Origin of the sequence: Pseudomonas sp. S150, from assembly GCF_004526365.1 — a bacterium.
In the GTDB taxonomy this organism is placed as follows: Bacteria; Pseudomonadota; Gammaproteobacteria; order Pseudomonadales; family Pseudomonadaceae; genus Aquipseudomonas; species Aquipseudomonas putida_A.
Window position 1 is genome coordinate 2,250,230 of sequence record NZ_CP038207.1, and the last position, 25,765, is coordinate 2,275,994.

General features: G+C 58.6%; 27 protein-coding genes. 13 read left to right on the forward strand and 14 right to left on the reverse strand.

What is annotated here, in order from left to right:
• Positions 1-15: 15 nt before the first annotated feature.
• Both E3Z29_RS10390 and E3Z29_RS10395 read right to left on the reverse strand, forming a co-directional pair.
• The gene (locus tag E3Z29_RS10390; RefSeq protein ID WP_098967777.1) at positions 16-606 is read right to left on the reverse strand and encodes an HD domain-containing protein; all 591 of its coding nucleotides are present in this window, start codon (positions 604-606) and stop codon (positions 16-18) included.
• Between the two features lie 25 nt (positions 607-631).
• Positions 632-943, reverse strand: coding sequence for a DUF962 domain-containing protein (locus tag E3Z29_RS10395; RefSeq protein ID WP_134785714.1), 312 nt, complete (start codon positions 941-943; stop codon positions 632-634).
• Between the two features lie 164 nt (positions 944-1,107).
• Between E3Z29_RS10395 and E3Z29_RS10400 the strand changes: the two genes are divergently transcribed.
• A complete protein-coding gene (locus E3Z29_RS10400; RefSeq protein ID WP_218568261.1) occupies positions 1,108-2,163 on the forward strand; it encodes an AraC family transcriptional regulator in 1,056 nt (351 codons plus the stop codon).
• Here E3Z29_RS10400 and E3Z29_RS10405 read toward each other — a convergent pair.
• Positions 2,120-3,574, reverse strand: a complete 1,455-nt coding sequence (locus E3Z29_RS10405) for a TrkH family potassium uptake protein (RefSeq protein WP_027613980.1) — start codon at positions 3,572-3,574, stop codon at positions 2,120-2,122. The two genes, E3Z29_RS10400 and E3Z29_RS10405, sit on opposite strands and share 44 nt — an antisense overlap.
• Positions 3,575-3,695: 121 nt before the next feature.
• On the opposite strand from E3Z29_RS10405, the gene E3Z29_RS10410 reads away from it, so the two are divergent.
• Positions 3,696-4,262 carry a nitroreductase family protein gene (locus E3Z29_RS10410; protein WP_134785715.1) on the forward strand — a complete coding sequence of 189 codons (567 nt, stop codon included), beginning with the start codon at positions 3,696-3,698 and terminating at the stop codon, positions 4,260-4,262.
• 707 nt (positions 4,263-4,969) lie between these two features.
• On the opposite strand, the gene E3Z29_RS10415 is transcribed toward E3Z29_RS10410, so the two are convergent.
• The 6 genes from E3Z29_RS10415 to E3Z29_RS10440 form a co-directional block, all read right to left on the reverse strand.
• The gene (locus E3Z29_RS10415; RefSeq protein ID WP_134785716.1) at positions 4,970-6,310 is read right to left on the reverse strand and encodes a cell wall metabolism sensor histidine kinase WalK; all 1,341 of its coding nucleotides are present in this window, start codon (positions 6,308-6,310) and stop codon (positions 4,970-4,972) included.
• A gap of 181 nt (positions 6,311-6,491) precedes the next feature.
• The gene (locus E3Z29_RS10420) at positions 6,492-6,941 is read right to left on the reverse strand and encodes a Spy/CpxP family protein refolding chaperone (protein ID WP_047600020.1); all 450 of its coding nucleotides are present in this window, start codon (positions 6,939-6,941) and stop codon (positions 6,492-6,494) included.
• 199 nt (positions 6,942-7,140) lie between these two features.
• Complete coding sequence (locus tag E3Z29_RS10425) at positions 7,141-7,818, reverse strand: response regulator transcription factor (protein WP_007966021.1); 678 nt, start codon at positions 7,816-7,818, stop codon at positions 7,141-7,143.
• A gap of 7 nt (positions 7,819-7,825) precedes the next feature.
• Positions 7,826-8,236: a translation initiation factor 2 gene (locus E3Z29_RS10430; protein WP_027613976.1), complete on the reverse strand. Its 411-nt coding sequence runs from the start codon at positions 8,234-8,236 to the stop codon at positions 7,826-7,828.
• Between the two features lie 297 nt (positions 8,237-8,533).
• Positions 8,534-8,833, reverse strand: a complete 300-nt coding sequence (locus tag E3Z29_RS10435) for a YciI family protein (protein WP_007966019.1) — start codon at positions 8,831-8,833, stop codon at positions 8,534-8,536.
• Position 8,834: 1 nt separating this feature from the next.
• Positions 8,835-9,431: a septation protein A gene (locus tag E3Z29_RS10440; protein ID WP_027613975.1), complete on the reverse strand. Its 597-nt coding sequence runs from the start codon at positions 9,429-9,431 to the stop codon at positions 8,835-8,837.
• An 87-nt stretch (positions 9,432-9,518) separates the two neighbouring features.
• On the opposite strand from E3Z29_RS10440, the gene E3Z29_RS10445 reads away from it, so the two are divergent.
• The 6 genes from E3Z29_RS10445 to rluB all read left to right on the forward strand — a co-directional run bounded on the left by E3Z29_RS10445 (position 9,519) and on the right by rluB (position 14,530).
• Positions 9,519-10,382, forward strand: a complete 864-nt coding sequence (locus E3Z29_RS10445) for a PHP domain-containing protein (RefSeq protein WP_123589078.1) — start codon at positions 9,519-9,521, stop codon at positions 10,380-10,382.
• A gap of 13 nt (positions 10,383-10,395) precedes the next feature.
• A complete protein-coding gene (locus E3Z29_RS10450) occupies positions 10,396-11,025 on the forward strand; it encodes an L-threonylcarbamoyladenylate synthase (RefSeq protein WP_007966016.1) in 630 nt (209 codons plus the stop codon).
• A gap of 123 nt (positions 11,026-11,148) precedes the next feature.
• Positions 11,149-11,847, forward strand: a complete 699-nt coding sequence (locus E3Z29_RS10455; RefSeq protein WP_171061841.1) for a ScpA family protein — start codon at positions 11,149-11,151, stop codon at positions 11,845-11,847.
• A gap of 11 nt (positions 11,848-11,858) precedes the next feature.
• The gene (gene scpB, locus E3Z29_RS10460) at positions 11,859-12,836 is read left to right on the forward strand and encodes an SMC-Scp complex subunit ScpB (RefSeq protein WP_134785717.1); all 978 of its coding nucleotides are present in this window, start codon (positions 11,859-11,861) and stop codon (positions 12,834-12,836) included.
• Positions 12,837-12,981: 145 nt separating this feature from the next.
• Positions 12,982-13,173 carry a DUF1289 domain-containing protein gene (locus tag E3Z29_RS10465; RefSeq protein ID WP_134785718.1) on the forward strand — a complete coding sequence of 64 codons (192 nt, stop codon included), beginning with the start codon at positions 12,982-12,984 and terminating at the stop codon, positions 13,171-13,173.
• Positions 13,174-13,315: 142 nt separating this feature from the next.
• Entirely contained in the window at positions 13,316-14,530 is a 1,215-nt protein-coding gene (rluB, locus tag E3Z29_RS10470) for a 23S rRNA pseudouridine(2605) synthase RluB (protein ID WP_027613970.1), read from the forward strand.
• A 198-nt stretch (positions 14,531-14,728) separates the two neighbouring features.
• On the opposite strand, the gene E3Z29_RS10475 is transcribed toward rluB, so the two are convergent.
• A complete protein-coding gene (locus E3Z29_RS10475) occupies positions 14,729-15,694 on the reverse strand; it encodes a hypothetical protein (protein WP_041073062.1) in 966 nt (321 codons plus the stop codon).
• A gap of 71 nt (positions 15,695-15,765) precedes the next feature.
• Positions 15,766-15,903 carry a hypothetical protein gene (locus tag E3Z29_RS29370; RefSeq protein ID WP_003222780.1) on the reverse strand — a complete coding sequence of 46 codons (138 nt, stop codon included), beginning with the start codon at positions 15,901-15,903 and terminating at the stop codon, positions 15,766-15,768.
• 893 nt (positions 15,904-16,796) lie between these two features.
• Between E3Z29_RS29370 and E3Z29_RS10480 the strand changes: the two genes are divergently transcribed.
• A complete protein-coding gene (locus E3Z29_RS10480) occupies positions 16,797-18,218 on the forward strand; it encodes an amino acid permease (RefSeq protein ID WP_134785719.1) in 1,422 nt (473 codons plus the stop codon).
• Positions 18,219-18,272: 54 nt separating this feature from the next.
• Here E3Z29_RS10480 and glyA read toward each other — a convergent pair whose 3' ends face one another.
• The gene (gene glyA / locus E3Z29_RS10485; RefSeq protein ID WP_097090166.1) at positions 18,273-19,622 is read right to left on the reverse strand and encodes a serine hydroxymethyltransferase; all 1,350 of its coding nucleotides are present in this window, start codon (positions 19,620-19,622) and stop codon (positions 18,273-18,275) included.
• Positions 19,623-20,192: 570 nt separating this feature from the next.
• Between glyA and E3Z29_RS10490 the strand changes: the two genes are divergently transcribed.
• Positions 20,193-20,798 (forward strand): helix-turn-helix transcriptional regulator, encoded by a 606-nt coding sequence (locus E3Z29_RS10490; RefSeq protein WP_134785720.1) that lies wholly within the window; start codon positions 20,193-20,195, stop codon positions 20,796-20,798.
• Entirely contained in the window at positions 20,782-21,657 is an 876-nt protein-coding gene (locus E3Z29_RS10495; protein WP_027613965.1) for a queuosine precursor transporter, read from the forward strand. The genes E3Z29_RS10490 and E3Z29_RS10495 overlap by 17 nt, the downstream gene beginning before the upstream one ends.
• Positions 21,658-21,719: 62 nt before the next feature.
• On the opposite strand, the gene queC is transcribed toward E3Z29_RS10495, so the two are convergent.
• Positions 21,720-22,418, reverse strand: coding sequence for a 7-cyano-7-deazaguanine synthase QueC (gene queC / locus E3Z29_RS10500; RefSeq protein WP_097090165.1), 699 nt, complete (start codon positions 22,416-22,418; stop codon positions 21,720-21,722).
• Positions 22,419-22,564: 146 nt separating this feature from the next.
• On the opposite strand from queC, the gene arfB reads away from it, so the two are divergent.
• Both arfB and E3Z29_RS10510 read left to right on the forward strand, forming a co-directional pair.
• Positions 22,565-22,978 carry an alternative ribosome rescue aminoacyl-tRNA hydrolase ArfB gene (gene arfB / locus E3Z29_RS10505; protein ID WP_134785721.1) on the forward strand — a complete coding sequence of 138 codons (414 nt, stop codon included), beginning with the start codon at positions 22,565-22,567 and terminating at the stop codon, positions 22,976-22,978.
• A 200-nt stretch (positions 22,979-23,178) separates the two neighbouring features.
• On the forward strand, positions 23,179-24,477 hold the full coding sequence (locus E3Z29_RS10510) for a hypothetical protein (RefSeq protein ID WP_134785722.1): 1,299 nt from the start codon (positions 23,179-23,181) through the stop codon (positions 24,475-24,477).
• Positions 24,478-24,539: 62 nt separating this feature from the next.
• On the opposite strand, the gene E3Z29_RS10515 is transcribed toward E3Z29_RS10510, so the two are convergent.
• On the reverse strand, positions 24,540-25,739 hold the full coding sequence (locus tag E3Z29_RS10515; RefSeq protein ID WP_134785723.1) for an MFS transporter: 1,200 nt from the start codon (positions 25,737-25,739) through the stop codon (positions 24,540-24,542).
• Positions 25,740-25,765: the final 26 nt, after the last annotated feature.

Genomic DNA, 25,765 nt, shown 5'->3' on the forward strand with positions numbered 1-25,765 from the left:
TGATCTGTGGTGTTCTCAGGCCGGGCTGTGTTCTTCCATCGCCGCCTTGTAGATCGAGTGCTTCGGCTGGGCAAACAACCGCTCCATCATCGGCTCGAAGAAGCTCAGCGGCAGGGTTTCATAGGCCGGGTCGAACGCCGCCGCATCGTACCTGGCGCAAAATTCCGCCGTGGCCTGATACTGCGGATGCGCGGCGAATTGCTCGCGCAGATGCCGATCCATGCCCAGGTGATGGAAGAAGTAATAACCCTGAAAGATCCCGTGCTTCTCGACCATCCACAGATTCTCGGCACTGACGAACGGTTTGAGAATCGCCGCCGCGATGTCCGGGTGGTTGTAGGAGCCGAGGGTGTCGCCAATATCATGCAGCAGCGCACAGACCACGTATTCCTCGTCACGCCCGTCGCGATAGGCGCGGGTTGCGGTTTGCAGCGAATGGGTCAGGCGATCCACCGGGAAGCCGCCGAAATCGCCTTCGAGCAACTTCAGGTGCGCGATGATCCGCGACGGCAATTGCCGAGCGTAGGCGCTGAAGTCCGCGGCGATGATCGCCCAGTCTTCCTGTGTGCCGTCTTTCATGTGGGTGAAGCGGGCATTGGCGTTCATCGGCAAGCCTCCAGGTGTGTCGGGTTCAGAACGCCACGCGGCCGAGGATCATGTCGCGGTACATGACGAAATCGCCGAGCAGGCTGTACAGCGGATGCTGGAAAGTCGCCGGACGGTTCTTTTCAAAGAAGAAATGGCCGACCCAGGCGAAGCTGTAACCGGCCAGCGGCAGGGCCAGCAACAGCAGCCAAGCGCCTTTGGCGATGGTCATGGCCAGAATGAAAATCACCAGCGTGGTGCCGATGAAATGCAATCGTCGGCAGGTACTGTTGGCGTGTTCGCTGAGGTAATACGGGTAGAAGTCGGCGAAAGTGTTGAATTGCTTGATGTTTTCCACGACTGCGATCTCTGTGGTTATTGTTCTGACGGCAAGTTGTTCGGCGGGTAGCTTATTTGAGTCTAGAGTGAACACTGGCATCAGCCAGTGACAATGGGCGCCACTTTAGTATCCTTCGCAAATCGGGTCGTAACATGCGATCCATCATGTAAAAGAATAACGCCATGAGCGAACGAACGACTTCTGCAAGCTGGGCGATGGGGATTGTCAAAGCATTGGAGATGGACGGCCTGGATTGCCGGGTACTGTTCAAGCAACTGGGGCTCGATTACGCGGCCCTGGATGATCCGGATGCGCGCTTCCCGCAAGATTCCATGACCCGCCTCTGGCAACGGGCGGTCGAGCTGTCCGGCAACCCGGCGATCGGCCTGAACATGGGCAAGGTGGTACGCCCGGCGTCGTTCCACGTTGCCGGCTATGCCTTGATGTCGAGCAACACCCTGGCCGAAGGCTTTCAACGCCTGGTGCGTTATCAGCGGATTATCGCCGAGAGCGCCGACCTGAGTTTTCGTCTGCTCGAAGAAGGCTATGCGCTGATTCTGACGGTGCATGGCGATCACCTGCCGCCAACCCGGCAGAGCGCCGAAGCCTCGCTGGCCTGTGCGCTTGGCCTGTGCGGCTGGTTGACCGGACGCACCCTGCACCCGGTCAAAGTGCTGTTTCAGGGTGACGAACCCGCAGACCTGCAACCCTACCGACAAGCCTTCCACGCGCCGCTGATGTTCAACGCGCCGTACGATGCGCTGATTTTCGAACGCGCCGACATGGAAGCACCGCTGCCCACCGCCAACGAAGCCATGGCGCTGCTGCACGACCGGTTTGCCGGGGAATACCTGGCGCGATTCTCTGAAAGCCGCGTGACCCACAAGGCGCGCCAGGTGTTATGCCGTTTACTGCCTCAGGGCGAACCCAAGCGCGATACCGTGGCGCAGACCCTGCATCTGTCGCAGCGCACCTTGCAGCGCCGTTTGCAGGAGGAGGGCACCAGTTTTCAGCAGTTGCTCGACGACACCCGCCGCGAACTGGCCGAGCAGTATCTGGCGCAGCCGAACATGACCTTGCTGGAGATTGCCTATCTGCTGGGGTTTGCCGATCCGAGCAACTTCTTCCGCGCGTTTCGCCGCTGGTTCGACACCACGCCCGGCGATTACCGGGCGCGGCTGTTGCAGGCGCCGGTCAGTGACGCCAAAAGGCCGGAATACACAGCACAAACACCGTAATGATCTCCAGTCGGCCGAGCAGCATGCCGAATGACAGAATCCACTTCGCGGCATCCGGCAAGGTGGCAAAGTTGCCCGCCGGGCCGATGGTCTCGCCCAGGCCCGGGCCGACGCCGGACACGGTGCTGGCAGCGCCGGTCAACGCGGTCATCCAGTCGACGCCGAGCAGCGACAGCAGCAGGGCGATCACGCAGATGGTGATGGCGAAGAAGAACGAAAAGGTCAGGATCGAACGCACGATCTCTTCGTCGAGTCGGTGACCGTTGTACTTCTGCTTGATCACCGCGCGCGGGTGAATCAGCTGGTTAAGGTTGGCCTTGAGCAGGATGTAGGCGACCTGGAAACGGAAGATCTTGATCCCGCCCGCCGTCGAGCCGGAGCAGCCGCCGACAAAGCCCAGATAGAAAAACAGCATCAGCGAAAAGTTGCCCCACAGGCTGTAGTCGCCGAGGGCAAAACCGGTGGTGGTGACCACCGACGTTACGTTCAGCGCCACGTGCCGCAGCGCTTCCAGCCAGTGCAGCTTGGTGGTCCACCAATACCAGGTGCCGAGCACCAGCCAGGTCACCAGCAACATGCCGAGCAAACCCTGCACTTGCTGATCCTTGATCAGTGCCCGACGGTTGCCGCGCATGGTCGCCACATACAGGGTGAACGGCAGGCTGCCGAGGATCATGATTACCACCGCGACCCAGTGCACCGCCGGTTGCGTCCACTTCGCCAGGGACTGGTCGGAGGTCGAGAAACCGCCGGTGGAAATCGCCGACATCGCGTGGTTGATCGCATCGAACGGGCTCATCCCGGCCCACCAGAACGCCAGGCTGCCGAGGATAGTGATACCGACGTAGGCTGCCACAATCAGGCGCGCCACCATGTGCGAGCGCGGCATGACCTTTTCCGAGCGGTCGGACGATTCGGTCTGGAACAGGCGCATGCCACCGATGCGCAGCAACGGCAGAATCGCCACCGCCATGCCGATGAAGCCGATGCCGCCGAGCCAGTGCAGCAGCGAGCGCCACATCAGGATCCCCGGGGACATGGTGTCGAGCCCGCTGAGCACGGTCGAGCCGGTGGCGGTGATGCCGGACATGCTTTCGAAGAACGAATCGGTGTAGCTGATGTGCTGGGTCAGCAAAAACGGCAGCGCAGCGAAAATACACACCACCAGCCAACTGCTGACGGTCAGCAGGTACATGTCGCGCGGGCGCAGGTGAATGTGCTCGGGGCGGCCGGGGATCACCAGTGCGAGGCCGGCGAGGAAAGTGATCATGCTCGCCCAGAGGAACGACGGCAGATCGCCGGTGCGCTCGAAAATCACCAGGGTGGCCATGGGTACAACCATGGCGATGGCCAGGGTGATCAGGAAGATGCCGATGATGAAACCAATGATCCGTAAGGTCGGCAACGCCATGAAGTCCGCTCGGGCTGATGTAGGAAGGGCGCCATTCTACCCGTGGGGCAGGGCATGTAAACCGGCACCCTGTTGCCGGATACCGCTAGAATAGCCGCACATTTTTCTCAGGAGGTGGCCGATGCAGGCTCTCGACGCTTTGCTCAACCGTGTTTCCGTTCCACGCCTGGTCGAACCGGCCCCTACCGCCGAGCAGCGCGAAGCCCTGTTTGGCGCAGCCCTGCGCGCACCGGATCACGGCCACTTGCAGCCGTACCGTTTCCTCACCGTCGAAGGCGCGGCACGTGAGCAAATGGGCGAGTTGCTGGCCGAAGCGGCGCAGATGCAGGAAGGCGAAGTCACTGAAGCGATGATCGACAAGGCGCGCAACGGCCCGCTGCGGGCGCCGCTGGTGGTCGTGGTGATCGCGAAACTGCAGGATCACGTCAAGTATCCGAAGGCCGAGCAGTTGTTGGCGGCGGGGTGTGCGGCTCACGGGATTCTGCTGGCGGCGTATGCGCAGGGGATCGGGGCGGTGTGGCGCACCGGTGATCTGGCTTATTCGGCGCACGTGGCCAAGGGGCTGGGCCTGGCTGATGACGAGCAGGTAATTGCCTTCCTGTACCTCGGCACGCCGCAGAAAGAGCCGCGTGTGGCGGAGAAGGTTGATCTGACTGAATTCGTCAGCGCCTGGCCTTCCAAGGCCTGAACATCAAAAGCCCCTCACCCTAACCCTCTCCCGGAGGGAGAGGGGATTGATTGGGGAATGCGCCAGGGATGCGCCGAGCGGAGCGATCTTCACTGAATCCATATCGACACGGTTTGCCAGGTCGATGCACTTCGCATAACAACTCGGTCGGCTCCCTCTCCCGGAGGGAGAGGGGATTGATTGGGGAATGCGCCAGGGATGCGCCGAGCGGAGCGATCTTCACTGAATCCATATCGACACGGTTTGCCAGGTCGATGCACTTCGCATAACAACTCGGTCGGCTCCCTCTCCCCAAGGGAGAGGGGATTGATTGGCATGCTCCAGGGATGCGCCGGGCGGAGCGATCTTCACTGAATCCATATCGACACGGTTTGCCAGGTCGATACACTTCGCATAACACCTCGGTCGGCTCCCTCTCCCCAAGGGAGAGGGGATTGATTGGCATGCTCCAGGGATGCGCCGGGCGGAGCGATCTTCACTGAATCCATAATCGACACGGTTTGCCAGGTCGATGCACTTCGCATAACACCTCGGTCGGCTCCCTCTCCCGGAGGGAGAGGGGATTGATTGGGGAATGCGCCAGGGATGCGCCGAGCGGAGCGATCTTCACTGAATCCATATCGACACGGTTTGCCAGGTCAATGCACTTCGTATAACACCTCGGTCGGCTCCCTCTCCCTCCGGGAGAGGGCTGGGGTGAGGGGCTTTTAAGGCTGGACAATTGCCCCTGGCACCAACGGCAATTCCAGGCTGGCGACAAACCCGCCCTCAGGATGATTGGCCAGCAGCAGACTCCCGCCATGCCGCTCCGCCGCGCGCTTGGCAATCGCCAGGCCCAGACCATGCCCGGCCGCCGTCTGCCCCGGCGCCCGGTAGAACGGCTCGCCCAACTGGCTCAGATGCTCGGCCTGCACGCCCGGCCCGTGGTCGCGCACACTCACCACAATTCGTTCGCCCTGACGTGTGGCCTGCAATTCGATTGCCTGATCCACCGGGTTGAAGCGTTGGGCGTTGCGCAGCAGGTTGTCTACGGCGCGCTCGATCATGGTCGGCCAGCCGGTCAGCGTCAGTTGTGGTTCGGCATCCAGGCGCACGGTCTGCTCCGGCGAGCCAAGTTGCGCGTCTTTCTGCAAGGTGCCGAGCAGGGCGTTCAGGTCTACCGCTTCGGCACTGGCGTTGTCGGCATCGACCCGTGCCAGCACCAGAATCTCGCTGATCAGTGCTTCCAGCCGATCACATTCGCGGGTCAGGCGTGGCCAGAGCTTTTCCCGTTCTTCCGGGTTGGCCCGTTCCGCCAGTGCCAGCGCAATCCGCAGTCGCGCCAAAGGTGAGCGCAGTTCGTGGGACACATCGCGCAGCAACTGGCGCTGACTGCCGATCAGGCTTTGCAGGCGCGCGCCCATGCGGTTGAAGTCGTTGGCCAGCACGCCGAACTCATCGCGACGGTTGGCCAGTTTCGCCAGGCTGTTCTGCTGATAGGTGGTCTGCCCCAGATCATGCACCGCGCCGCGCAAACGGCTGAGCGGGCGGGTGATGGAGAAGGTCACCAGCAGGCTGAACAGGGTCAGCACCACCAGCGCAATGCCCAGCGCACTCAGCGGCCAGAGCAGGCTTTCGCGGTGCCAGGCGTCGAGCTCCGGGTGCGGGATGCGGAAGATGAACAGATAGGTGTCGCCGGTTTTTTCGCTGGTGAATTCGTCGGTCAGGCGCCGCCAGGGCAGGCGTCGGTCATCGTTGTTCTGCCGGGCTTCGAAGGCGGCGGCGCGACGCGGGAAGGTGCCACGCACCACCGGGTCGCCGCTTTCGTTCAGCACCTGCACATCGATGTGATATTGGCGTTTGCGCTGTTCGAGGATGTCCTGCGCGGCGTCTTCGCCCTGGGCTTCGTAGGTTTGCGTCCATTCGGCGGCCAGGGTGTTGAGGCCGGGATGGCGGCTGAGGATCCACGCGTCCTGGTTGAGCATGTGCCCGAGCAGAATCGACAGCCCCGCCACCAGAGCAATGGCCAGCCAGAAGCTCGCGAGAATACGCCAGAACAATGAACGCACAGAAAATCCTCAATCAAACAAAAAACTCAACAATGTGGGAACGGGCTTGCTCGCGAATGCGGTGTGTCAGTCAACATTACTTTGTCTGATACACCGCATTCGCGAGCAAGCCCGCTCCCACATTTGGATTGAGTGGCAACAGAACCGACGGCGCTTAGCCGTCGGATCCGAGGTTATCGCATTATTGCGCTTTTTGCGGTTGTTGCGCTTTCCACGCTTTGAACTCGGCCCATTCGGCGCGGCGTTCAGCCTGTTTCTTCTGGATCTCGTCGAATTTCTTCTGTTGATCCGGTTTCAGCAGGTTGCGTACGTCAGCTTCGGCTTTCTTGTGGTTGGCGGCCATCTCGTCTTTCATGGCTTTCTGGTCGGCCGGCGAGAGTTTTTCCAGGTACTTCTCGACTACCTGGCGACGCTCATGCATCTGCTCGCCCATAATCTTGCGGATCTGATCACGTTGTTCACGGGACAGGTCGAGTTGGCTGTACGGGCCTTTGCCGTGCTCACCGTGCATCTGACCGCCGTGGCGTGGGCCGTCGAGCGGGCCACCCATCGGGCCACCATCCTGTGGCATGGCCATGGCGACGGTTGGCAGAGCGGCAGCGAACATCAGAGCGATAAGAGTCTTGCGCATGGTGTATCTCCTTGTCTCGTTCCCGGTACGTTCCGGATGAGTTCAGATTACGGAGATCAAGGTCAGCGGCGGTCAGCGCTGCGTAAAGCTTGGGTAAAGACGCTTCGTACCCTGCCTGACAAATATCACTGGCACTGCGCCTGTGGCGAGGGAGCAAGCTCCCTCGCCACATATAGCATTCAGGCAGGTATTTCCCGATTTACAGGCTGTAGTAGTAACCGCGGCTGCGCAGGGCGACGATTCGCGGGCGACCGTCGGGGTGGGGGCCGATCTTCTTGCGCAGGTTGCTGACGTGCATGTCGAGGCTGCGGTCGTACAGGGTCAGTTTGCGGCCGAGGGCCAGTTGCGCCAATTCCTGTTTGTCCAGCGGCTCGCCGGGCTGCTTGAGCAGGGCTTCGAGCAAACGACTTTCGGAAACGGTGAGAGTCAGTTCTTTCTCGTCGATGCTGACCACGCCACGCACCGGGCTGAAGCTCAGGTCGCCGAGTTCGAGCTGGGTCGACACGGCAGCCGGGTGACTGCGGCGCAGCACGGCGCGCAGGCGCGCGGTGAGTTCACGCGGATCGCAGGGTTTGGCCAGGTAATCGTCGGCGCCCAGCTCCAGACCGAGGATACGATCCAGCGGTTCGCCCCGGGCCGAGAGCATCAGCACTGGCAAATCGGCGTGTTCGCTGCGCAATTGCTTGAGCAGTTCCAGACCGCTGCCGTCGGGCAGCATCACGTCCAGCACCACCGCTGCCGGGGCAGATTCGGCCAACGCTTTGCGCGCGCTCTGGCCATCGTGGCAGGCGCGTACCTGGAAGCCTTCCTGGCTCAACCAGCTACTCAGGAGTTCGCACAACTCCTGGTCATCATCAATCAGTAACAGCTCGCTCATGACTCACTCAATTTAGCCATTGCCGACGTTTTCGGCTTGCTCCACTGGCAAAGATACCGCACAGCAGCGCCAATAGCGCTACCCCGGCGCCGGTGACGAACCATTGCTGCTGTTCGGTCAACAGACGCGGCAATGGACTGGCCTGGGCTTCCTTGAGTTGCAGCTTCAGGCGCTGGTTCTCCTGACGCAACCGGGCAAGCTGGGCGCTTTCGCGGGTGTTATCGGCATTTTGCAGTTGTTTGCTCAGTTCTTCCCGCTGCTGCTCGCTGGCCTTCAGGCGCTGCTGCAGTTCGGTAATCTGACTGCCGGCACTTAACGACAATGGCGTGGAGCTGCCGCTTTCGGTGGTTTCCTCACCATGGGCGGGCGCCATGATCGACAACGTGACCCACATCAGACACAACGGACCTTTGCGCATTGCGATTCCTGCTTGCAAATGGATATTGGGCAGGTTGTCGGCAGGCAAACGAGAATAATGAGCGATTGAGAGTGGGGAGAAGCGGGAAGGTTCAGTGCTTGGAGTGGGTTGAGTGTGGCGAGAGAGCTGTTGTGGTGAGGGGATTCAGCGAAACGTCGCACCGCCCCGATGGACTGCGAAGCAGACCTGAAATGGGAGCATGCGGTGTGTCAGGCACACCGCATTGGATGGCTTTGGGTTGCTGCGCAACCATCGGGGATAAATCCCCTCGCCACAGAGTCCCTCGATATTCCTTGGTTACGGCAAAACTTGCTTGAACGGCTTGACGATCACGTTGGCGTACACGCCGGCGGCGATGTACGGATCGGCGTCGGCCCAGGCCTGGGCGGCGCTCAGGGAGTCGAATTCGGCGACGATCAGGCTGCCGGTGAAACCCGCAGCGCCCGGATCATTGCTGTCGACCGCCGGGTGCGGGCCGGCCAGTACGATACGGCCTTCGCCCTTGAGCACTTGCAGGCGTTCGAGGTGGGCCGGGCGCGCGGCGAGGCGGGCTTCGAGCGAGTTGGCGACGTCGGTGGCAATGATTGCGTAAAGCATGTCAGTCCTCGGTTTTTGGCGTTGTGGTATCGGCGTCATGCAGATGGCGGGACAGGTAGATGCCCTGACCGACCAGGAACAGCACGGTCATGCCCAGGCTGCCGAACACCTTGAAGTCGACCCAGATGCTCTGGAAGGTGAACGCCACGAACAGGTTCGCAGCCCCGCAGAACAGGAAAAAGGCGATCCAGGCGATGTTCAGGCGGGTCCAGACCGGATCCGGCAGGGTCAGCGCGTGGCCCATGATGCGTTTGATCAGCAGGCGGTCACCGATGAAGTGGCTGCCGATGAAGGCCAGGGCGAACAGCCAGTTGACCACCGGAGCTTTCCATTTGAGGAAGGTCTCGCTGTGGAAGGCCAGGGTCAGGCTGCCGAACACCAGGCAGGCGATCAGGGTCAGCCATTGGCTCTTTTCCAGCTTGCGCTGTTTGATGAACAACGCGCCGTAGACCACCAGAGAGCTGATGATCAGCATCGCCGTGGCGCTGTAAATACCGCCTACAGTGACCTCGTGGCCGGCGATATCGACAACCCGTGGATCAAGTTTGTAAACGATGAAGAACAGCAGAAGCGGGATGAAATCGATGAATTGTTTCACAGTGAGAGCCAGAAGCTGGATGTGGCGGCATAATAACAAACATATGGGCGCGCGATAGCGCCAGCTGATTTGAGGTTACAACTCCCCGTGAATGTTGATTTGCACTGCCACAGCACGGCCTCCGATGGCGCCCTGGCGCCGGCGGTTCTGGTTGCGCGTGCGTTCGAAAACGGCGTGCGAGTCCTGGCGTTGACCGATCACGACACCCTCGAAGGCCTCGCCGAAGCGCGCAGCGCCGCCGAAGAACTGGGCATGCAACTGGTCAATGGCGTCGAACTGTCCTGCACCTGGGGCGGCGCGACCATCCACGTGCTGGGCTACGGTTTCGACGTCAACGCCGCGCCACTGGTCGAGGCGATCGCCCGATTGCACGATGGCCGCTGGCTGCGGTCGGAAGAAATAAGCCGCAAGCTCGGCCTCAAAGGTATGCCCGGTGCCCTCGACGGCGCCCGGCAGATCCAGCAGGAGCTGGGCGACAGCGGCAACGCCCCGGCCCGTCCGCATTTTGCCGACTGGATGGTGCGTGAAGGTTTTGTAAAGGATCGCGCCGAGGCGTTCCGCAAATGGCTCGGCGCTGGCAAGCTGGGTGACGTCAAGCAACACTGGCCGACGCTGGAAGACACCGTCGCCACCCTGCGCGCCGCCGGAGCGTGGGTCAGTCTGGCGCATCCATGGCACTACGATTTCACCCGCAGCAAGCGCCGAAAGCTGATTGCCGACTATATTCAAGCGGGCGGGCATGCAATCGAAGTGGTCAATGGCCATCAGCCCGCGGAACAGGTCGGCAGCCTGGCAATCCTTGCCCGCGAGTTCGGTCTGCTGGTCAGCGCCGGCAGTGATTTCCATGGCCCTGGAGGCTGGTCCGAGATTGGCCAGTACCGGCCGGTTCCCGAGGACCTTCCACCCCTGTGGTGTCGGTTCAAACATGACACAGATATTGCCGCCGTCTGAACAGGTAGAAAACGTGAGTCAATTTTTCCAGATCCATCCGGAAAACCCGCAAGCGCGCCTGATCAAACAGGCAGTCGAGATCATCCGCAAGGGCGGGGTGGTGATTTATCCCACGGACTCTTCCTACGCCATCGGTTGCCAGATCGGCGACAAGACCGCGATCGAGCGCGTGCGCCGTCTGCGTCAGCTCGACGAGAAGCACAACTTTGCGCTGATCTGCAGCGACCTGTCGCAACTGGGCAACTACGCCAAGATCGACACCGGCACCTTCCGCATTCTCAAGGCGCATCTGCCGGGGCCTTACACCTTTATTCTCAACGCCACCCGCGAAGTGCCGCGCCTGTTGCTGCATCCGAAGAAACGCACCATCGGCCTGCGGGTGCCGAGCCATCCGATTGCCCTGGCGTTGCTGGCCGAACTTGGCGAGCCGCTGATGAGCGTGACCCTGATCATGCCCGGCGATGAAGATCCGCTGAGCGACCCGTACGAAATGCGCCAATTGCTGGAACACCAGGTGGACCTGATCATCGACGGCGGTTTCGGCGGGATCAAGGCGTCCACCGTGATTGACCTGACCGGCGACGACCCGGAAGTGATCCGCGTCGGTTGCGGCGACCCCGCGCCGTTCATGGTCGAGGCCTGAATGTCCGCAGTGGAAACCGTTGTCGATCCCCAGGCCGGCGCCCAGCAGGAACTGCCGTTTGCCATGGTCTATGGCCAGGCGGTCACGGAAATGCCGCTGGACCTGTACATCCCGCCGGATGCGCTGGAAGTGTTTCTCGAAGCCTTCGAAGGCCCGCTCGACTTGCTGCTGTACCTGATCCGCAAACAGAACATCAACATCCTCGACATCCCCGTGGCGGAAATCACCCGCCAGTACATGGGCTATGTCGAATTGATGCAGTCGGTGCGTCTGGAGCTGGCCGCCGAGTATCTGGTGATGGCGGCGATGCTGGCCGAGATCAAGTCGCGGATGCTCCTGCCGCGCGCCGAAACCGTCGAAGACGAAGAGGATGACCCGCGCGCCGAACTGATCCGTCGCCTGCAGGAATACGAGCGCTTCAAGGCTGCCGCCGAAGGCATCGATGGCCTGAGCCGGGTCGGTCGCGATGTGGTCGTGCCCAAGCTCGACGCCCCGGAAGCCCGGGCGCGCAAGCTGTTGCCGGATGTCGCGCTGGAAGAGATTCTGATGTCCATGGCCGAAGTGCTGCGCCGGGGCGATATGTTCGAGAGCCACCAGGTCAGCCGCGAGGCACTGTCGACCCGCGAGCGCATGAGCGATGTGCTGGAACGGCTCAAGGGCGGCGGCTTTGTGCCGTTCGTCGAGCTGTTCACCGCCGAGGAAGGTCGCCTCGGCGTGGTGGTGACCTTTATGGCAATCCTTGAGCTGGTCAAGGAATCCTTGGTCGAGCTGGTGCAGAATGAGCCGTTCGCCGCGATCCACGTGCGAGCCCGAGCCGAATAACGAGTCGAAACATGAACCTGACTGAACCCCGCGAGCTGGCGCCCCTGCTTGAAGCCTTTCTGTTGGCCTCGGGAAAGCCGCAATCGCTTGAACGCCTTTTCGAACTGTTCGAAGAAGGCGAGCGCCCTGAACCGCCGGTCTTCAAGAAAGCCCTGAGCCTGCTGGCCAAGTCCTGCGAAGGCCGCGCGTTCGAGCTCAAGGAAGTCGCCTCCGGCTACCGCTTGCAGATCCGCGAGAAGTTTTCACCGTGGGTCGGCCGTCTGTGGGAAGAGCGTCCGCAGCGTTACTCCCGCGCGCTGCTGGAAACCATGGCGCTGATTGCCTATCGCCAGCCGATCACCCGCGGCGAGATTGAAGACGTGCGGGGTGTGGCGGTCAATACCAACATCGTCAAGACGCTGATCGAGCGCGAGTGGATCCGCATCGTCGGTTACCGCGACGTGCCGGGCAAGCCGGCGATGTTCGCCACTACCAAGGCGTTTCTCGATCACTTCAACCTGAAGAACCTCGAAGACCTGCCACCGCTGGCTGAGCTGCGCGAGATGGAAACCGAGCCGGTCCTCGATTTTGACGACGCACCGGTACCGCAGGGCCTGCAGGAACAGGCCGACGCCAGCGCCGAATCGGAAGAACCGAAGGAAGAAACCAGTTTCCACACGCTGTTGCTGGAGCTGGACAGCATGGAGGAGGGGATCAAGACCGACTTCGACGATCTGTTGCGCGATGCTGCGGATGGTGAAGCGTCGACGACTGAGCCGGAAGCCGAGACCGTCGAGCCGGCGATTGACGTTGAACTTGAGGCCGAGCCTGAAGCCGAACCGGAAGAGGATGTGCTGGGCGTTGCCGAGGCCCGGGAAAAACTCCTGGCCGCCGTCGCCGCCCTCGAACAACCGGTGCCAGAACCTGAACCCGAGCTGAGCGAAGAAGAAGCCGAAGCCCGTGCGCTGGCCGAAGCCATCGAGGCCGAACGCCGCGAATTTGAAGACTGATCCGGTTTTCAAGATCACTGGTCAACCCCTGTGGGAGCGGGCTTGCTCGCGAATGCGGTGTGTCAGATATGCATGCATTGCCTGATACAGCGCATTCGCGAGCAAGCCCGCTCCCACAGGGGCAAGTGTTGTTCTGGAGTATTCGATGAGTTCCACCAAAGACCCGTGCATCAGCCTCTGCAAGTTCAGCGACGACATCTGTCTCGGCTGTGGCCGCAGCAAGCGCGAGATCCGTGTCTGGAAGAAACTCGACAAAGACGACAAGCGTACGGTGCTGGCCGAAGCCGCGCTGCGCCTGATCAAGCTCGGTGGCGCCGGTCGGCGGAAAAAGAAATAACTGGCGATCGATCAGCTAGTCTCTGATGCGCGATGGCGCACATCCGCGTATGATTCGCGACCCTTCGGCGATCCCTTCGCCCGAAAACCAGATTTCAATGCTTCAGGCGCCGCCTGAACAGACCACACCGGGAGGTGCCCAGATGAGTGACATCAATCAGCAAGACGACCAGGAAATCGGCCCAGCAGGCGAAAAACTGCAGAAAGTCCTCGCCCGTATCGGCGTTGGCTCGCGCCGTGACGTCGAAGCCTGGATCAGCCAGGGCCGGATCAAGGTCAATGGCAAAGACGCCACCCTCGGCCTGCGCGTCGACATGCACGACGCCATCACCATCGATGGCAAGGTGATCAAGCGCGAAGAGGCTGCCGAGTCGGTACGCCGCGTGATCATGTACAACAAGCCCGATGGCGAGATCTGCACCCGTGACGACCCGGAAGGCCGCCCGACCGTGTTCGACAAGCTGCCGCGCCCGAAAGAAGGCCGCTGGATCAACATCGGTCGTCTCGACATCAACACCACCGGTCTGCTGATGTTCACCACCGACGGTGAACTGGCCAACCGCCTAATGCACCCATCCTACGAAATGGACCGTGAGTACGCCGTGCGTGTACGCGGTGAAGTCGACGATGAAATGATCGAGCGCCTGAAGGCTGGCGTGGTGCTGGAAGACGGCCCGGCGCGTTTCACCGACATTCAACAGGCACCGGGTGGCGAAGGCTTCAACCACTGGTATCACTGCGTGGTGATGGAAGGCCGTAACCGTGAGGTTCGTCGTCTGTGGGAATCCCAAGGGCTGGTGGTCAGCCGTCTGAAGCGCGTGCGTTTCGGTCCGGTGTTCCTCAACTCTGATCTGCCGATGGGCCGCTGGCGCGAAATGAGCCAGTACGAAGTCGATGTACTGAGTGCTGAAGTCGGCCTGACGCCAGTAGCGATGCCGCAACTCAACGCCAAGAGCAAGGACAAGCTGGAACGTATGCAGCGCAAATCGTCGCGGCCGATGGCCAAGACCGAGCGCGTGCGTACCCTGCGTCCAGCCGCTGGTGCGCCGACCGGTCCGCGTCCGAGCCGTGAGCCGCAGATCGAAGGCGAGCGTCCGGGTCGCAAGCCGGCTGCACGTCCGGATGGCGAGCGCGCTCCGCGTGGTCGTACCGAGCGTGGCGAAGGTCGTGCGCCGGCCGGTCGCGGTACGCCGGTGGCGGATCGTCCTGCCGACACCACCAACAAGCGTCCGGCCAAGCCTGCACCGAAGCGTCCGGGGATCAAGCTGGTCGACGGCGACAAGCCGTCGGGCAAGCGTCGTGGTGCTCCGGCCGGTTCCGGTCAGCGTCCGGGTTTCGGGCGCAAGAAGCCGGAGTGATCGGCTTTAGCGTCTGAATGAAAAACGCCAACCGCAGGGTTGGCGTTTTTTTTCGTCTGGCGGAAGGTATGTAGCGTCTGAGCGGGCCTCTTCGCGGGCAAGCCCGCTCCCACAGTGGATCTGCGTCGTACACAAATCCTACTGTGGGAGCGGGCTTGGTCGCGAAGAGGCCAGTGGCTTCAATAAAGAAAAATCAGGCTAGAACACAAACCGCCCATCAAACACTGGCTTGTCATCCAGCGCCAACACCCCGCCAGAGAAGATCAGGTCCAGGTGATGACTGCCCTTGGCCCCACCACCCAGCCCCAGATGCAACCCACAGTGCCGCTCTTCGAACCCGGCATTGCGCGCATACAGATCTTTTACCCCTTCGTTGGTGCCAATCCCCAGTTCCTCGATGCGCCGGTTCGACGGGTTGGCGTCCAGGTATTTGTTGAAATCATGCTCCAGCCCCGGCACGTCGGTGGCGATGCGGCTGATGGTCGAATTCTCGATCCACAGTTCCAGTGGCGACTCCAGCACGCCGTACTTGCGCGCAAACGGGATGGTGCTGAGGAACGTGCCCTTGAATTTCACATGGCCGTTGATGGCTTCGCTGTGGGTGGCGATTTCGCCGGGGGCCAGGTCGAAGTTGCCGACACCGTTGATGTCGGTCCACTTCTTGATGCTGCTCAGCGGCGTTTCAAACCAGGAGCCGTGGTCGTCCTTGAAGCTCAGCGTCGTCGCTTGGGACATGCGCTGGATCAAGTGGCTGTTGAGCCCGGCGATGCGCTGCGGGGTGACGCTGAAAGTGTCGTAGAAATAGTCGCCGTAATCCTTGAACAGCAGCGACTTCTTCCAGTTTTCCGCCATCACGCCCTGCAGGGCGCGAACGAACTCCGGGCCGTCGGGGCGCGGGTTGGGCAGGGTGGAAGAGTCGTAGAAGAAAATGTACAGATCGCTGTCGGCGATAGCTGCAGTCAGCGTTGCGGTGCTTTCCAAGTCCAGGCGACGGGCACTGAACGTGAAGCGGGGATGATCGCCGGCCTGTTCGGCGATGGCGCCGGTCAGGGCTTCGTAATCGGCGGTGTGGCCGAGCAGTACCTTCGCCGAATCGAGACCGGCAAGGGCAGGGTGATGTTCGAGGTAGTAAAGGAAATGCGAGATCGCGCGGGGCTTATCCATGAGTCCTCCCTGACTGACCGTGAAGAAAGCGGCAGGCACGACCGGCCGGATCGTGCCTGCCCGGGGATGTCTTACAGAGGCCACATCGCCGTGCCGAACGGAACCACCGCGTCGGCTTGCATCATTTCCACGGCCGCCTCATGGGTCGGTGCTTCGAACCATTCGTCCAGTTGCAGTTCGGTGTCCAGGTCTTTTTCCAGTGCTTGCATGGTCGATCTCCTAGATGACTTTCACGGGTATGACTGGCCGGTCGAGTTGGCCGGCAAGACGTGAAGAACCTAGTTCAGGGTGTTTTGTAATGCAAAAAATTATTTATTTAAAATTTAAATAAACTTTTTATTCTGTTTTTAAGCGGCGGATTTCTTATTTGAAAACAAAAAACTAAGCGGCAACTTTCATTAGCAAGCTTGCTACCGTCAATTTGCAGACGTCCTACAGAATTTTCCGAAATGGAAAATCTGCGTTACGCGTCGTAAAGAAAAATTTACGAAAATCCCGATGAAGCCCAGTGGATTTACCCCCTTGCCTACGCTGTAAGGAAAACCTGCCGAAGCCCGGCTGCAAAGGCGTCGCGCAGGGCTCTGGCGCGCTTGTTTCAGCGCTGTTTGCAGGCTGAGATGCGCCTCATGCCTGTCGTGCAGGTGCATAACAAGAAGGAGGCGCAATGAACGCCGTGATCGATCTCCACTTCTCTGCGCGGGACGTTTTTTTCCTCGTCCCCGTCGATGGCCAGCAAAGGCCTGACTCAATTTTTGCAGCCGCCCGAGTGTCTCGAGGCGGACCCACGCAATCCCGGCAAGCGCCACGCTGATCCAGCGGGGTCTGGCAGCAGGGGGTTAGCGGTGTACAATGCGCCGCGTTTTAACTGTGACCCTCTGCGTAATCGCGCAAACCTCAAGGTTATCCGCCTTGTTCACTCCGCCACGTCACAAGCGTGTCGGGTTCGATTTCGTCACAGATAAAAACAAACAGGTGACGCATGACCGTTGTAAAAACGCTGAATTCCTGGTGCTTGCGCTGGGGTTTGATCGGGGTTGTCTGAAATCGCAACCTTGCAGCAACGTCTACTGAACATCATCAAACCTTGCGTGAGACCTTTTTCATGAGTGGACAACCCTCGCAATCAGGCGAGCTGAAACGCGGCCTGAAAAATCGCCATATTCAACTGATCGCCCTCGGTGGCGCGATCGGTACCGGATTGTTCCTCGGCTCGGCCGGGGTCCTGAAATCCGCCGGCCCGTCGATGATCCTCGGCTACGCCATCTGCGGCTTCATCGCCTTCATGATCATGCGCCAGCTCGGCGAGATGATCGTCGAAGAGCCGGTGGCCGGTTCCTTCAGTCATTTCGCGCACAAGTACTGGGGCGGTTTTGCCGGTTTCCTGTCGGGCTGGAACTGCTGGATTCTGTACATTCTGGTGGGCATGTCGGAGCTGACTGCAGTCGGCAAATACATCCATTACTGGGCGCCGGACATCCCGACCTGGGTCACCGCCGCCGCCTTCTTCGTGCTGATCAACGCGATCAACCTGGCCAACGTCAAAGTCTTCGGGGAGGCCGAATTCTGGTTCGCGATCATCAAAGTCGTGGCGATCGTCGGCATGATTGCGCTGGGCAGCTACCTGCTGGTCAGCGGCCATGGCGGCCCACAGGCCTCGGTCAGTAACCTGTGGTCGCACGGCGGGTTCTTTCCCAACGGCGTCAGCGGCCTGGTGATGGCCATGGCGATCATCATGTTCTCCTTCGGTGGCCTGGAAATGCTCGGTTTCACTGCAGCCGAAGCGGACAAGCCGAAAACCGTGATCCCGAAAGCGATCAACCAGGTGATCTACCGCATCCTGATTTTCTACATCGGCGCCCTGGTGATCCTGCTGTCGCTGACTCCTTGGGACAGCCTGCTGGCAACCCTCAACGCGTCCGGCGATTCGTACAGCGGCAGCCCGTTCGTGCAGGTGTTCTCGATGCTCGGTAGCAACACTGCCGCGCACATCCTCAACTTCGTGGTGCTGACCGCAGCGCTGTCGGTGTACAACAGCGGCACCTACTGCAACAGCCGCATGCTGCTGGGCATGGCCGAGCAGGGCGATGCGCCGAAAGGTCTGGCGAAGATCGACAAGCGCGGCGTGCCGGTGCGTTCGATCCTCGCGTCCGCGGCTGTCACGCTGGTGGCGGTGCTGCTCAACTATCTGATCCCGCAGCAGGCGCTGGAACTGCTGATGTCGCTGGTGGTTGCATCGCTGGTGATCAACTGGGCGATGATCAGCTTCTCGCACTTCAAGTTCCGTCAGCACATGAACAAGACGCAGCAGACACCACTGTTCAAGGCGCTGTGGTACCCGTACGGCAACTACATCTGCCTGGCGTTCGTGGTGTTCATCCTTGGCGTGATGCTGCTGATCCCGGGCATCCAGATCTCGGTGTATGCGATTCCGGTGTGGGTCGTGTTCATGTGGGTCTGCTACGTGATCAAGAACAAGCGTGGAGCGCAGCAGGCGCTGCACGCGGCGGGTTCTGCCGCGAAGTAAGCCAGACGCAGAAAGTGAGAAACCCGGCCAATGTGCCGGGTTTTTTATTGGTCGTCAGACGTATTCGGCGATGGGATGGGCTGTGCAGAACGCTTCGGTCTGCAACCGGAATTGCTCGCGCAAGGCCGGTTCCAGCAGGTAATCCTGCTCGCTGATCGGTCTCACACTGTCGAGGATCCGGCAGATCAGATCGACGATCTGGCGACATCCCTGCGGATCGATTCTGCGCTGCGCGATGGAGCCCGTGCCGATGCGCAGACCGCTGGTAATGAGTGAAGGGCGTGTCTCGCCCGGTACACGATATTTGTCCACGATAATTGCGCAACGCTCCAGCGCCGACTCGGCAATAGCGCCGGTGATGCCGCCACGCAACCGAATCAATACCGTATGGTTCTCACTGCCCCCGCCGACGACTTCGTAGTCGTGAGCCTGAAAGGCGCTGGCGAACTCGTCAGCCGTGCTGCGAATCCGCCCCATGCTTCTGTCGAACTCCGTGGACTTTGCGTAAGCCAGAGCCGCCGCCTTCGCGGCGATCATGTTGACGGCAGGCGCGCCCTGCATTCGCGGATAAACGGCCTGGTCGAGGGCGCGGCTGAATGTCGTCCTCAAGCCGGGCACCTTGGTGTTCGCCGCTTGACCCGAAAGGATCAGACCGCCGCGCGGGCCCATGAGTTGTTTGTGGGTGCAGGTGGTGGTGACGTGTGCGACGTCGATCGGACTGGGATGCCGCCCTGTGGCAACCAGTCCGGCGATATGCGAAATATCGGCGAGCAGGATGGCGCCGGCTTCATCGGCAATCTCGCGAAATCGTTGGAAATCGATGACCCGTGAGTACGCCGTCGCGCCGCACATGATGATGCGTGGGCGATGGGCGAGCGCCAGTTTGCGCACCTGGTCGTAATCGATGACCCCCGCTGAAGTCGTGCCGTACCGAATCGCCTTGTAGTAAATGCCGGCGAATGAGGTGGAACTGCCATGGGTATGATGGCCGCCGTATTTGACGCCCATTCCCAGCAAGGTATCGCCTGGTTCGAGCAGGGCGGTCAGCACGTGGTAATTGGCGTTTGATGCCGAATGCGATTGCACGCTTGCGTACTGGGCATCGAACAGTTCCCGCGCTCTGCGGATGGCAAGCGCTTCGACCAGATCGACGTTTTCGCACCCGCCGCCGTAACGTCTGCCGGGCAACCCCTCGGCCGTCACATTGACCAGTGCCGAAGCGGAGGCGGCCAGGGTCATGGGCCTGACGGCGCAAGAGGAGGAGACCAGCGACAGCACCTGGTGCTGACGGGCAACTTCCGCGTCGAGGATCCCTGCCAGTTCGGCGTCTTGCGCCCACAGATCCGCCAGGCCCCGTTGCAGCAGATCAGCCTGGTTCATGAGCGGTTCGGTATGGACTGCCATTGTCTGTATTCCTTCCCTGTGTGCAGCGCGCTGCGAACGAGCGCGACTTCCTTGGTTTTACCGGAGGGTGCGTGCGTTTCTGCCCTTGACCGACCGGATACAGCGGATTCCTTGTTTTCGCGGCAGTGCGCGCAAACTAATCTCTGTATCGACGACCCGTTTTCTGCTGACTGCGGTCGCTGCCGACAGCCCGGTTGCCCGTCGCATCATAGGTTTTTCACGGCGGAACACCAGAAAATTAATCAGAAAAATGAACATTGTTCAAATAAAATGATTCTTTTCTCCGGGCCTCAGGGTGTAAAACTGCAGGCGGGAAGGATCGCTATTCACGAGATTCTGCTGGCCGATAAGCAGAACTGACGGGTCAGTACAGAATTCGAATTGTTCTTTTTGGTTCACGCCAGCGGTGTTGTTGACACTATGTTTATGCCGAAATCAGGGAGGGGGAATGCTATGATCTGCCGCGGCTCTAATACCCGTATAACTATTTCCTAGTGGGCCTGTTGAGTCCCTGAATGATGATTCGAGGGGTATTTTCATATTGCCTTTATAAAAGACGGTAAGCATTCCATGCACAGAAGAGAACGATCGGAGAATCTGAAGAACAATATCAAGTACCTGATAAAGAGTCGTGGGGAAACGCAGCTGTCGTTATGTAATTCCAGTGGACTGACCCGAACCACGATCTACAACATTCTTGAAGGTAAAGTGGTCAACGTACAGCAGTCCACTGTGCGCAAGATTTCCGACTTTTTCGGAGTGTCCTACGAAGAGATAGAGACGATCTCGTTTGAAGAAAAGGAAATCATCGACAGCAGCATCTCGCCGCAGGGCAACATGAACCCGGCGGCAGTGCCTGTCATCAAGGAAAGTCTGCTTGTGCAGAATCTGGATAAGCGAATCGGCGAGTTGGCGACGATTTTTCCACTGACTTACTATTTTGGAACGTCCTTCAATTTGATAGGCGTCCTGCTGGAAAATGAAGTCAGTGGCATGAATGAACCGGGCGACCTGCTGATCGTGCAGAAGGGCGCGGCAAGTATCGACAAGGAAAAACTGGTGTATGACAAAGTCAGCAAAAGGTTATTCATAACGACTGATGTTGATCTTGCGCTGGAGAGTGTTTGTGTGATCGGGGATATAATCGAGGAACGATTTAATGGATTGCAGCGTTGAAAGGGAAAACACCAAATATAAGTTGTTGGGGTTCGAAAACGGAAAAAGCCTGGCGGTGATCATGGTCATTGCGACAGGCAAGATAATTAAAATAAAGCTGAGTGAAGTGTTGAATAGTGAGATTATGGATAATCTGAACAAGATAGAAGTAAAGAATCTGTACAAGAAATTCTACTCCCAGGGAGGGTCGCTTACCGCTTATGAAATAAATGATCGCCACGAGAGTTCCTGGATGATTTATATCATTCTGAACCTGATGCTGTTCACGCTTTATATTTTTACCAGCATTGCGGCGACCAAGCCTATCTATCTGGAATATTTTGATATTGTCGTAACGCCGGGTACTTTCCTGTATCCGCTGACGTTTTTGATCGTCGACTTGCTGAATGAAACCTTCGGCCTCCGGTTGGCGCGCAAGGCGATACTCTTCGCGTTCATCAGTAATGCGGCCATTATCATTTTGCTGGCCATGACTACGTACCTTCCCGGGCTACCCGGGTGGAAACTCGACGGGCCTTACAATGATGTGATCAGTCAGTTGTCGTCGGTGCTGGTAGCTTCGTCTGTATCGTTTCTGGTGTCGGAAAATATAAACTCTTATCTGTTGTGCAAAATCAAAGAACTGACCAACTCCCGATTTCTCTTCTTGCGGGTGTTTCTGAGTACTTTGTTTGCGGTGATAATCGACAGTTTTCTTTTCTGCTACATCGCCTTTTACGGGACGATGGAGAACAGCGCGATACTCAGCATGATTTACGTCCAGATCGCGATAAAGGTCGGTTTTGCGTTCTTCAATATCATGCCGGCATACGGTGCCAGGTCATTGTTCAAGAGGTATCTGACGGGTAGTCAGGCTTGATGGATTAAATAATGCGCTCACTCGAAATTTACAAGTGAGCGCATTTTTATATGCTGGGTGCTTTATTGCAGATTCAGCTTCGTTTTCAAGCTGTTCATCACCTCATCCTTGTTTTCCAAAAACTCATTGAGGCCTTTTGCGCGAAGATTGCAAGCGTCGCAATTTGCACATCCGCTACCGGTTATGCCGTTGTAGCAGGTCAGTGTCTGGTGGCGAACCAAATCAAGCTGATGGTGATGATCGGCCAATGCCCAGGTTTCCGCCTTGTTCAGCCACATCAGCGGAGTATCAAGTTTCAATGGGTAATCCATGCCCAGCTCAAGGGCTTTGTTCAGTGCCTTGACGAACTCGTCCCGGCAATCCGGGTAGCCCGAGAAGTCCGTTTCGCAAACCCCGGTGATGACCGTTCTGGCTTGTACCTGATAGGCGTAAATAGAGGCGAGGGTCAAAAACAGGATGTTTCTTCCCGGTACAAAGGTGCTCGGCAGACTTTCGCCAGAACTATTAACCGTCGGAACCGGGATGTTGTCGCGAGTCAGGCTGCTGATGGCCAGCTCATTCAGCAAAGATACATCCATCACTTTATGCACGGTCACGCCGAGCTGTTTGGCCAGTTGCTGCGCGACTTCGATTTCCGCGCGATGACGCTGACCATAGTCAAACGTGATGCAATGAATTTCGTCATAGTGGCTCAGTGCATGGATCAAACAGGTCGTCGAGTCCTGTCCGCCACTAAAAACGATAACTGCTTTATTGCTCATGCTTATGCTTCCTGCATTGAACTGGTAAATTTTCGCTGGGGATCATAACGCGAAACGATTGATGCAAGAAGTTGCGCATGGCCGCAGGAGACCTGCTTTGTGGCTAATCGCGGTATCCTGCACGCTCTGAATTCGGACTTTTTTCCATGCTGGAGATTTCCAACAACGTGCATTTGCCGGATGCCGAGATCGAACTGACGTACATCCGCGCGCAAGGCGCCGGTGGGCAGAACGTCAACAAGGTCTCCAGCGCCGTGCACCTGCGCTTCGACATTCCGGCCTCGTCCTTGCCCGAGTTCTACAAGGAACGGCTGCTGGCGCTGCGTGACAGTCGCATCACCAGCGATGGCGTGCTGATCATCAAGGCTCAGCAGTACCGCACGCAGGAAGCCAACCGGACCGATGCGCTGGAGCGCCTGACCGAGTTGATCCTCAGCGCCACCAAGGTTGAAAAGAAACGCCGCCCGACCAAACCAACCCTCGGCTCGAAGAAGCGCCGGCTCGAATCCAAGACCAAGCGCGGCAGCATCAAGGCTGGGCGCGGCAAGGTGGATTTTTAAGAATTGGCGTCTTGAAATTGTTCCATTTCAGCAGGCGCGAGCAATGTATCCATTACGCGCCACTCAATTTAAATCAATTTCCGGATATCGAACGACTCTCTTATTACTAATTGGTCTACCTGACTGTCATATCTGACAGGTGTGCCGGATTCCTGTTACACGTTTACTGAGCTTTCTTTTTATTGATTGAGCAAAAGCAAATGAGTAACTTAAATGTTGTGCGTGGTACTCCTGATACTGATTTTGGTGTGCGCGGTGAGGTCGTTTTATATGGAAAAGAACATCAGAGACTTCAATCTCGGGTCGTCACTCTTCTCTCAGAACCGAACAGGATTCTTTGCGCAGCAACTGACGAGGAGCGGCAAGAGATTTACCTGTGCATGCTTGATGAGGAAGGAGGTATCGACGAGAGTTTCGGAAAAGCGGGTAGTGTTTTTTTCAAACTCTCGGAGTTTTTTCCTGGGTGGGATTTGCCGCAGCCCTATAGCGTGAAGTTTGATAGTGTTCATGGCAAGTATGTGTTGGGGTTCTTCGCTCGTAAAGACGGCTTTAATCGTGCTACCGGTCTGGCTCGATTCGATTTGAATGGGGGACTTGATGAAGGGTTTGGTAGCAAAGGAGTCATGTTGTGGAGTCTGGATGCGAAAGAGGTTGTTCCTGCAAGTTCAGATGTTCCAAAGGTGAAGCAACCTCTGGCGGATAAGGGGCGCGACTACCACGGAACTATGGAATTATTGGACGATGGCGGCGTTTTGCTTCTGACCACGCTTGATGAAAGAGGACTTTTCGATAGTGCGATCCTGGTCAAGTTAAAAAATAACGGTAGTTTGGACGGAGCGTTCGGTAATGGTGGGTACCGATTGGTTTTTCGAGGTCCGTCTGTTTTAGTCATAGGACAGGATATGTTTCGCCAAGACGATGGTTATATTGTCGCCGCTTCAGAGGGCCTGCGTGATAAACGTTGGTTTGTTGGCCGGTATGATGCCCGTGGTGATCTTGACGCCAGTTTTGGGGTCGGAGGATATTATGATGGAGCACCTTCGGTTAAAAACTTCATTCTGAAACGCGACGATCGTTCTCAGTTTTATATTATAGGTACTTCGGATAATGGAGCTCGGCAGTATCTGTTTCTCCAGCTTCAACGTCGCGGGCTCAAAGGCGAGGAAGATCCACTTTTTGGCAAACAAGGGTGGGGAGGATTTATCACTGATGATTTCAGCGATATCTATATGACGAAAGCAGCACTCTATAATTTGAAATCAACCGTTGTGGTAGCAGGTTATGCTTATTTGCGTGTTGGGTCGGATAGTCAGGCATTTATTGCCAGTCTTGAACAAGACATGGGTTGGGACGAGGGGTTTGGTAATGTTGGAAAGGTTGTATTTCAAAAAGACCAGATTATTCACGATCTCGCTGTTCAGGAAGATCGAAAAATTGTGTTTGTATCCAGTAAAAATAGAGAGAACGGTAGTTTCGCCATTTTCCGTTTGCATGGTTAGCGTATAGAAGCCGCAGTTGTTTATTGGCCATTCGGAACCAATGAATGGCCAATATTGGGCGATCAATGAAAGTGGTGTTTTGGTGTAATGCGGTACAAATACACACTCAGGATCAGGCCGCTCAGTGAGGCAATGGCGGCAAACAGAAAGATCGAAGCAAAGCCGAAACCGGCCGCAATTGCCCCCGCCAATGGTCCGGTGATCCCCAGCGACAAATCGATGAACAACGAATACGCGCCGACCGCCGCACCACGGCTGGAGGCTGGCACCAGGTTCACCGCTTCCACGCCCAGCGCCGGGAATACCAGCGAGAAGCCGAAACCGCTCAACGCCGCCCCGGCCAGCGCCCAATGCGCATCCGGCGCCAGCCACAGCAGTAATAGGCCGAGGGTTTCCACCGAGAGGCAGGCGATCGCTACGCGGAAGCCGCCGAGGCGGTTGATCAGGTTGCCGAACAGCAGTCGCGCGCCGATGAAGCTGGCGCCGAACAGGCTCAGGCACAGCACCGCGTTGTCCCAGTGCCGGGTGGCGTAATACAGGGTGATGAAGGTGGCGATGGTGCCGAACCCGATCGAGCCCAGCGCCAGGCCGCAGCCGTGGGGGAACACGCGACCGAGCACATGCATGAACGGCAAGCGCTCGCCGGCGACAATCGGCGCCGCGGTTTTCGGCCAGGCCAGCAGCAGGCCCAGCGCTGCCAGCAGAATGATGCTGACGCCCATGCTCCACAATCCCAGCTGGCCGACCAGCCAGACCCCGAACGGCGCGCCGACCGCGAGCGCGCCGTAACTGGCGATGCCGTTCCAAGAGATGACTTTGGCGGTGTTCGCCGCGCCAACGCGGCCGATGCCCCAGCCGATCGAACCGGAGCCCACCAGACTTTCCGCGCTGCCCAGCACCAGACGGCCGATCAACAGGCTGATCAGGCTGAGCATCGGCAGGTTCGGTGTCCACGCCGAAATCAGCATGAACACGCCGCTCAAGCCGCAACCGGCCAGCCCGATCATCACTGCGCGTTTACTGCCCTGGTTGTCGATGATCTTGCCGGCGTACGGACGGCTGAGCAGGGTGGCGAGGTATTGCACGCTGATCACCAGCCCGGCGATCACCGCGCCAAAGCCAAGATCGCTGTGGACGTAACCCGGCAGCACGGCGAGCGGAATGCCGATGTTCAGGTAGCCGATGAAGGTGAAGAGGACGATGGACACGACTTGCAGCGTGACCGCCAGGGGGCGCTGGGGTTGTGGCATAGAGGACGACATGAGAAACGATCCACGGCAAAGCAGGA